The sequence below is a fragment of the Luteitalea sp. genome, from assembly GCF_022842525.1.
Lineage (GTDB): Bacteria > Acidobacteriota > Vicinamibacteria > Vicinamibacterales > Vicinamibacteraceae > Luteitalea.
Genome location: NZ_JALHPM010000244.1, coordinates 1 through 7,739 on the forward strand (window position 1 = coordinate 1; position 7,739 = coordinate 7,739).

The 7,739-nt window shown below is 71.3% G+C and carries 8 protein-coding genes and 1 pseudogene; 6 read left to right on the plus strand and 3 right to left on the minus strand.

Going from position 1 to position 7,739, the window contains the following annotated elements:
• Together Q0C41_RS28055 and Q0C41_RS28060 are read right to left on the minus strand one after the other, a co-directional pair.
• Positions 1-227 (minus strand): annotated as a pseudogene (locus Q0C41_RS28055) (hypothetical protein); the annotation flags it as partial.
• On the minus strand, positions 214-1,347 hold the full coding sequence (locus tag Q0C41_RS28060) for a family 10 glycosylhydrolase (protein WP_291989734.1): 1,134 nt from the start codon (positions 1,345-1,347) through the stop codon (positions 214-216). The pseudogene Q0C41_RS28055 and the gene Q0C41_RS28060, both read right to left, overlap by 14 nt.
• Here Q0C41_RS28060 and Q0C41_RS28065 point away from each other — a divergent pair.
• Both Q0C41_RS28065 and nagB read left to right on the plus strand, forming a co-directional pair.
• The gene (locus Q0C41_RS28065; protein WP_291989737.1) at positions 1,340-2,524 is read left to right on the plus strand and encodes an N-acetylglucosamine kinase; all 1,185 of its coding nucleotides are present in this window, start codon (positions 1,340-1,342) and stop codon (positions 2,522-2,524) included. The genes Q0C41_RS28060 and Q0C41_RS28065 overlap by 8 nt on opposite strands.
• Positions 2,505-3,236, plus strand: a complete 732-nt coding sequence (gene nagB / locus Q0C41_RS28070; RefSeq protein ID WP_291989739.1) for a glucosamine-6-phosphate deaminase — start codon at positions 2,505-2,507, stop codon at positions 3,234-3,236. Before Q0C41_RS28065 ends, nagB begins: the two co-directional genes overlap by 20 nt.
• Positions 3,237-3,288: 52 nt before the next feature.
• Here the strand turns inward: nagB and murQ are convergent, their stop codons facing one another.
• Complete coding sequence (murQ, locus tag Q0C41_RS28075; protein ID WP_291989741.1) at positions 3,289-4,239, minus strand: N-acetylmuramic acid 6-phosphate etherase; 951 nt, start codon at positions 4,237-4,239, stop codon at positions 3,289-3,291.
• 130 nt (positions 4,240-4,369) lie between these two features.
• Between murQ and Q0C41_RS28080 the strand changes: the two genes are divergently transcribed.
• The 4 genes from Q0C41_RS28080 to Q0C41_RS28095 form a co-directional block, all read left to right on the plus strand.
• The gene (locus tag Q0C41_RS28080) at positions 4,370-5,362 is read left to right on the plus strand and encodes a MoxR family ATPase (RefSeq protein WP_291989743.1); all 993 of its coding nucleotides are present in this window, start codon (positions 4,370-4,372) and stop codon (positions 5,360-5,362) included.
• Positions 5,359-6,270, plus strand: a complete 912-nt coding sequence (locus tag Q0C41_RS28085; protein WP_291989745.1) for a DUF58 domain-containing protein — start codon at positions 5,359-5,361, stop codon at positions 6,268-6,270. The genes Q0C41_RS28080 and Q0C41_RS28085 overlap by 4 nt, the downstream gene beginning before the upstream one ends.
• Positions 6,267-7,493 carry a BatA domain-containing protein gene (locus Q0C41_RS28090; RefSeq protein ID WP_291989747.1) on the plus strand — a complete coding sequence of 409 codons (1,227 nt, stop codon included), beginning with the start codon at positions 6,267-6,269 and terminating at the stop codon, positions 7,491-7,493. Before Q0C41_RS28085 ends, Q0C41_RS28090 begins: the two co-directional genes overlap by 4 nt.
• Positions 7,483-7,739: hypothetical protein (locus Q0C41_RS28095; RefSeq protein ID WP_291989749.1), on the plus strand; the 257-nt coding region annotated here is incomplete at its 3' end. The genes Q0C41_RS28090 and Q0C41_RS28095, both read left to right, overlap by 11 nt.

The following is a 7,739-nucleotide window of genomic DNA, read 5'->3' on the forward strand; positions in this document are numbered from 1 at the left end:
GCCACGAGTCGCATCGCCACGAGCCCGGTCGCGAGCACCTTGGTCAGGGAGGCGAGGTCGTACACGGCCAAGTCTGGCGCGCCGATCGAGAGGCGACCGCTGACGCCCCGCGCGTCGCCGACTTCGATCGTCGCCGACGGCAGGCGTGCGTCGGCCACCCAGGCGGCCAGCAGCGCGCCGGCCTCGTCGAGCCCTGCCGTCGGGCTCGCGAGATCAGCGCGACGCACCGGCCTGGCCGACGGCTGGGGTACGGAAGGCGCGTCGCTGCAGGGTCGCCAGATAGGTGGAGGAGCGGCCCTGCCCCCCGGTCATGCTGTCGTAGGAGTAGAGCATCACGCCGCTGAAGCCCAGGCTGCGCGCGACGTCCACGCGCCGAGCCGCCTCGTCGGCGTCGATCTTGTAGGCGCCGATGCCCGGCCAGACGCCGCCGTCGGGTTGCTGCGTCAGCGCCTGCAACTGGCGGTCGAACGTGCTGCTGTTGGACACGTACATCATCGGGCACGCGGCATCGATCAGCCCGTCACGCAGCCAGCGGCTCCAGTCCTGCAGCTTGTAGTCGCGAGCGTGGTCGGCATCGGGCCACACCGCTGTCGTCAGCTGCAGCGATGGTCGATTGGCCCGCGCCGTGGCCCCGAGGCGCGTCACCAGGTGCGTCAGACGATTGCGCCGGAACGCGGCCCAGCGCGCCGCGTAGTCGTCGACCAGCGTGAGCGGGGCAGCAGCCGCGCGCGCATCGAGCGCCTGGAGTTCCTTCGGCGTGAGTTCCGGGATCAGCGCCGCGCGAAACGCCTCGAGCGCCGCGCGGCTGTAGTCGAAGTCGGGCGACGGGAACCGGATGTAGTCGAGATGCAGGCCATCGAGCGCGTAGGCCGTCGTCAGGTGGTCGATGGTGGCGTTGAGCCGGTCCTGTGCGCCCTCGGGAATCGGCGACGAGAACACGCCCTCGATGGTGGCGGTGTGGCGTGCACTCCATCGGGCAATCGAGGCGACGTACTTCGGGTCGCGCGGGGAGAGCCGCAGCAGCGTCGGCACCAACGGGCGGGGCAGCATCACCCACTCGGGGTGTCGTACGGTGACGTGCTCGGCGGCCGTCGGCATCGCCGTGGCGCCGGCGACGAGGTTGACGTTCAGCCAGGCGTGGACCTGCACGCCGGCCGCACGTGCGCGCCCTACCAGTTCGCTGAGCGGGTCGAACGACACCGGCTGACGGGACAGCAGGACCGCGCGGGGGTCAGGGCCTCCGCGATAGAACGCGTCGCCGCGTCCCCGCACCTGGACGAAGATCGCCGTGAACCCATGCCGCTGCGCATCGTCGACGACCTGCGCGACCTGGGCGGGCGTGGTCATCCAGCTGCGCGTGACCCACAGTCCACGCATCTCCGCGGCGCCGGTGGGACGGGCCTGCGAGACGCCTGGCCGGACCAGCGTCGACAGCACGGATGCGAGGGAAAGCCGCAGGAGGTCGCGGCGAGAAGAAGCGGGCATCGATCAAGCGCAGTCGAACAGGGCGCGTGCGCTCGAAGTATATACTCCCCGTGGCGTGACGCAGGGGCCACACACACCACCGCTGGTCATCGGGATCGACGCGGGCGGAACCAAGACCGAGGCGGTCCTCGCGGATGGGCATGGCGTGGAGTTGGCGCGCGCCCGCCGTGGCGGGGCCAACCTTGCCGCGCATGGCGAGCTCGCGGTGGAGAAGACCCTCCACGAGCTCATCGACGAGGTGCTCGGCGAAGGCACCCTGCGCCCGGATGTGATCTGCCTCGGCATCGCCGGCGTCGATCGGCCCGAGGACAACGCGATCATCCAGGGCATCATGCGACGCATCGGGGCGCGGGCCCGGGTGCTCGTCACCAACGATGCGCTCATCGCCCTGGTCGCGGGCGCCGGGCTTGGCCCCGGCGTCGTCATCATCGCCGGCACGGGGTCGATCGCCTACGGGCGCAACGACCGCAACGAGGCTGCGCGGGCCGGAGGCTGGGGGTACATTTTGGCCGACGAAGGCAGCGGCTTCTGGATTGGCCGCCAGGCCCTGCGCGCCGTCGTCCGCGCGGCGGATGGGCGGGGGCCCGCGACGGGCCTGACGCCGCTGGTGCTCGAGTTCTTCGGCGTGACGCGCCCCGAGCAGCTGGTGCGCGAGGTCTACCGGCACTATCTCAAGCCGAGCGACATCGCGCGCTGTGCCCGACTGGTGCAGCAGGCGCGTGACGACGGCGACGCGGTCGCGACGCACATTGCCGCCGTGGCCGCCGACGAACTGGCCGCGGCCGTCCGTTCCGTGGTCGGCCAGCTCGAGCTGACCGGCCGCTTTCCCGTGGTCATGGCCGGCGGCGCGTTTCATGCCGTGCCGTGGTTGCGCGAGGCGCTCCGCGACAGACTCGCGGACGCCGGCGTCGCTCCGGCCGACGACGTTCACCTGCTCACGACCGACCCGGCGATTGGCGCCGTGCGGCTGGCCCTGGCCGAAGCCCAGGGCGGCGCATCCATCCCCACTTACAAGACCCGTGATCATCTCGCTCTGTGACGACCCGCAGGATGTGGCTGACCTCGCTGCGCAACGCGTGGCGGACCTCCTGCACGATTCCCCCCGCGCCGTGCTCGGCCTGCCCACCGGCCGCACGCCGATCCTGATGTACGACCTGTTGGCGGAGCAGCATGCGGAGGGCACGCTCGACTTCTCGCAGGTCTCGACCTACAACCTCGACGAGTTCGTCGGCATCGGCGAGGACCACCCGGGCAGCTATCGGGCCTACATGCGACGCTACCTGTTCGATCGCGTCAACCTCACGTCTGGTGAGGGGCATGTGCTCGACGGCCTGGCGGCCGATCCCGATGCCGAGTGCGCGCGCTTCGAGGAGGCGATCGACGCCGCCGGTGGCATCGACCTGATGATTCTCGGCCTGGGGGCCAACGGGCACATCGGCTTCAACGAGCCGGCCGACCGCCTGCAGGCGCGCACCCACCGCGTCCGGCTCCTCGAACCGTCGCGTCAGGCCAATGCCGGCTTCTTCGGTGGCGACCCGGCGCAGGTGCCGGCCGAGGCCATGACGATGGGGATGGGGACGATCCTGAAGGCGCGGCGCATCCTGCTGCTGGTGACGGGCGCCGAAAAGGCGCCGACGGTCGGCGCCATGATCAACGGCCCCGTGACGCCGCAGCTGCCGGCGTCGTTCCTGCAGTTGCACCGCCATGTCGAGCTGATCTGCGACACCGAGGCGGCCAGCGCGCTGCGGTAGGGAGAGCTCGGGCGGACGCCTCGGCGAGGCGTCCCTCCCAGCACGTCGGTTCCTACTTCTTGTCGAGGCCGAGCATCGCGCGCAGGCGCGGTTCGGCGTCCTCGCCGACGGCCTCGCGCACCGAGTCGTGCGACTTGCGCAGGGTGGCCAGCGCCTTGGAGAGGGGCAGGCCGGTGCGCTGCATCACGATGGCGGCCTTGACGTCGTTGCGTGCCGACTTGAGCAGCTTGCCGGCGGCCTCGTAGTCGACGCCGGTCGCCATCGAGATGATGCGACGCGCCCGGTCCTTGAGCTTGTCGTTGGTGGCTTGCACGTCCACCATCAGGTTGCCGTAGGTCTTGCCGCTGCGCACCATCGCGATGGTGGTGAGCATGTTGAGGACCATCTTGGTCGCGGTGCCGGCCTTGAGGCGGGTCGACCCGGTCAGGATCTCGGGGCCCACCGCCGGGGCGATGATCAGGTCGACGAAGTTCTGCAACTCGCTGCCTGGCCAGCAGGTGACGAAGATGATGCGGAGCCCGGCCTTGCGGGCGCGCGTCAGCGAGCCGCGCACGAACGGCGTCACGCCGCTGGCCGAGATGCCGATGACCACGTCGCGCTTCTGTGGCCGGAGGCGAGCGATGGCGCGCGCGCCTTCCTCGTAGTCATCCTCGACGCCTTCCTTGGGTTGGAAGACGGCGTCCTTGCCCCCGGCCATGATGGCGCGCACGCGCGTGGCCGAGACCCCGAAGGTCGGGGGCATCTCGGCCGCCTCGACCACACCCAGACGGCCACTGGTGCCGGCGCCGACGAAGATCACCCGGCCGCCCTTGCGGAACGACTCGGTGACCATCTGGACCCCCGCGATGATCCGCTCCTTCTCGCGATGCACGGCCGCCACCATCTTGCGATCCTCGCTGACCATCAGGTCCACGACGTCGCCCACGGTGGCAGTGTCCAGCGCAAGGCTGTTGGGGTTGATCGCTTCGGTGGGGAGGGATTCCCACTTGGACATGGTAGGCATGAGGAGGCTCGCCGGAGGGCGGGCGAAAAACCGCTGAAGCGTAGCGCGGGCGTTCAGGCCTGTCAACGAAACGCCCGAGCGTCGGGCGTCGTCCACGCACGTGACGGACCGATTGTTACAATCGCCCCACATGCCCACGCGTGAGCTCTCGATCGACGATGCGGCCGCCCTCGGCCAGCGACTGGAAGCCGAACTCGGTCGGACGATCGTCGGGCAACGGGCAGTGCTGCGAGAGATCCTGACGACGTTCTTCGCCGGCGGTCACTGCCTCCTGCGCGGCGTCCCCGGGCTCGCCAAGACGCTGATCATCAAGACGCTGGCCCGGACGGTCGACCTGTCGTTCAACCGGATCCAGTTCACGCCCGACCTGATGCCCTCCGACATCGTCGGCGCCGAGGTCATCGAGGAAGACCGCTCGACGGGACGCCGCGAGGTGCGCTTCATGCGCGGGCCGGTGTTCGCGCACATCCTGCTCGCCGACGAGATCAATCGCACGCCGCCGCGGACCCAGGCGGCGCTGCTCGAGGCGATGCAGGAACGCCAGGTGACCGTCGGCGGCATCCGCTACGACCTGCCGGCCCCGCAGTTCGTCCTGGCGACGCAGAATCCCATCGAGCAGGAGGGCACGTACAGCCTGCCCGAGGCGCAGCTCGATCGGTTCCTGCTCAACGTGGTCATCGGGTACCCGACCGCCGACGACGAACGGCAGATGCTGACGCAGACCACCGCGGCGCCGGCCGCGGCACCACGCGTCGTGGCCACCGGCGAGGATATCGCGGCCGTCCACGCGCTGGTGCGTGACGTTCCCGCGGCCAGCAACGTCGTGGACTACGCGGCGCGCCTCGTCCGGGCGAGCCGCCCCGGCGCCCCCGAATCCGCGTCGGTCGTCTCGAAGTACGTGCGCTGGGGGGCGGGGCCGCGCGCCGGACAAGCCCTGCTCTTGTGCGGCAAGGCACGGGCGCTGCTCGAGGGACGCGCGACCGTCGCCCTCGACGACGTGCAGGCCCTCGCCCTGCCCGTGCTGCGTCATCGCATCCTGGTGAACTTCCAGGCGGAAGCCGAAGGGCTCGACGCCGACGCCGTTGTCGCCCGGTTGCTCGCCGAGGTGCCGGCGCGGGCGTGAGCGCATCCGCATCGCCCCTTGCGCTCGATCCCGCGCTGCTGGCACGGATCGCCGACCTCGAACTCGCGGCCCGGCTGATCGTCGAGGGCGCACGACTCGGTGCGCACCGCAGCCCCTACACGGGCTCGGGCGCCGAGTTCCAGCAGATGCGTCCGTACCTGCCGGGAGACGACCTCAAGCATCTGGACTGGAAGCACTACGCCCGCACCGACCGTCTCTTCACCCGCGTGTACCGGGAGACGACGGAGTGGCCCGTCATGCTGGCGGTGGACACGAGCCGCTCGATGGCGTTTGCCGATGGTCGTGGCGTCACGAAGCTGCAGGTGAGCACGCTGCTCGCGGCCGCGCTGACCTACCTGCTCGTGCAGCAGGGCGAGGCGGTTGGCCTGGTGTCGCACGGCGCAGAGGTCGGCGAGGCGTTGCCGGCGCGCACCGGGCGTCCCCACCTGGTGCGGATGCTCGGCGCGCTGTCGCGTACACGCGCCGAGGGCGGCACCGACCTGAGCGGAGGCCTCAGGCGTGCCGCGGCGCGGTTGGGACGCCGCGGCTGCGTTGCGTTGATCTCCGATCTCTACGGGGCCGAGGACGTGCAGCCCGCGCTGCGCGAGGCGCGTCGCATGGGACATGAGGTCGTGGTGTTCCACGTGCTGACGCCCGAGGAACGCGCCCTCGTGGCGCGAGGCGACGTGGAGTTCGTCGACCTCGAAACCGGCGACCGGTTGGTGGCCGACGCCACGCGCATCCGCGAGGCGTACGCCGAGCGCGTGGCGACCTTCATCGCCGAGCAGCAGCGGTTCGCCACCACCGAAGGCATCACCTTCGTCGAGGCCGGCACCGACCGCGGGATCGACGACGTGCTTCGCGCCTTCACCCAGCAGCGCGCCGCGCAGGCCGGGGGCCGGCGATGATCTGGGCGACCCCCTGGGCGTGGGCGCTCGCGGCGTTGGCGGTGCTGCCCATCGTGGCCCACCTGTGGTCCCGCAAGCAGCCGCGCACGCTGGCGTTCCCGACCTTGCGCTTCCTGCGTGCCGCCTCGCCGGTGTCACGTCGTCTCCATCGCGTGCAGGACTGGCCGCTCCTGCTGCTCCGCTTGGCCATCGTGATGGCCATCGCCGCGGCAGCCGCCGGCCCCACGGTCGCGAGCGCCTGGCGCGACGCGGCGTGGCGCGCGCGACTCCATCGCGTCATCGTGCTCGATGCCGCCGTGCCCGCCGACCGACGTGCGCGCATCGTCGACGACCTTCGCGCCGGTGTCGCGTCATCCGTGGTCATCGGCCCGGGCGAGGTCGTGGCGCTGCTGGACGAGGCCATCGCCCAGGCGACGCACGCCTCGCGCGTCATGCGCACCGAACTCGCGATCGTGTGGGCAGGCGACGGCGCGGCGTTGAGCACGCACGACGTCGCGGACGTGCCGCGATCGGTGGGGGTGCGTCTCGTTGCCGTGGATTCGTCGACGTCCCCGAGTGATGGCGACGTCACGGCGGGGCCCCCCTCGGTGACGATCGAGGCGACGCCTGACGACCTCGCGACGCGCGACGTCCTGCAGACGCGAGTGCAGCGCCTGCGACTGCCGGCGCCGACCGCCGCAGCGGTCATGGTGCGTTGGCCAGGTGTCGACCCCAAGGTGCTGGCCGCCACGAAGGACGCGCCGCCCGTGTCGCCCACGCCGACGGTGGTCTCGCGGGCCCTCGAGGCCGTTGCGAGCGACCCGCGTGTCCGTGACGCCGCGGACCGAGCGCTGGCGGGGCGCGGGTCGACAGCCTCCGGCACGCCCACGTCCGTCGCCGATGATCTTGCGACGTCCCTCGAGGGTGTGCCGCTCATGCGGGGCTGGGCCGAGGATGGGCGGATCGTGATCGGTCTCGATGCGGACGCGACGTCGCCACTCGGGTGGTGGTCCATCGTTGCCGCGGCGGAAGCGCTGGTGCGGTTCGAGACGATCAACGCCGCCGCGCCGTGGACCGCGCAGGACATCGCGCGGACCCAGCGCGAAGCCGCGATGCCGGAGACACCCAGCTTGCCCGGCGGGCTCGACACCCGCGTCATGTGGGGCCTCGCGCTCGGGTTGTTGATGGTCGAGCAGATCGCCCGCCGCCGGCAGGCGCCACCAGAGGTCTCCGATGCCGCCTGACCAGATCGTGTCTGGCGGTAGCCCGGATCGCGTCGGCTCCCCGGGCGACGATGTCTGGCTCGCCGGGTGGCTGCAGCAGGCGTGGCGACGCTGGCGCGTGTGGACGGCGGTCCGGTGCGCGGTCCTGGGCATTGGTGTGGCGCTGCTGGCGACGGCGATCCTCGGCGACGGCGCGAGGGCGGCGGCGGTGGCCGCGCTGCTCGGGGCGCTGATGGCGAGCCTGATGTTCGGCACGGCGGCGGGCGT

Bases quoted from the DNA above. Each gene is read 5' to 3' on its own strand.
- murQ (WP_291989741.1), bottom strand. From the start codon at position 4,239: ATGCCTACCATGTCCAAGTGGGAATCCCTCCCCACCGAAGCGATCAAC.
- Q0C41_RS28060 (WP_291989734.1), bottom strand. From the start codon at position 1,347: ATGACCACGCCCGCCCAGGTCGCGCAGGTCGTCGACGATGCGCAGCGG.
- Q0C41_RS28090 (WP_291989747.1), top strand. From the start codon at position 6,267: ATGATCTGGGCGACCCCCTGGGCGTGGGCGCTCGCGGCGTTGGCGGTG.
- Q0C41_RS28080 (WP_291989743.1), top strand. From the start codon at position 4,370: ATGCCCACGCGTGAGCTCTCGATCGACGATGCGGCCGCCCTCGGCCAG.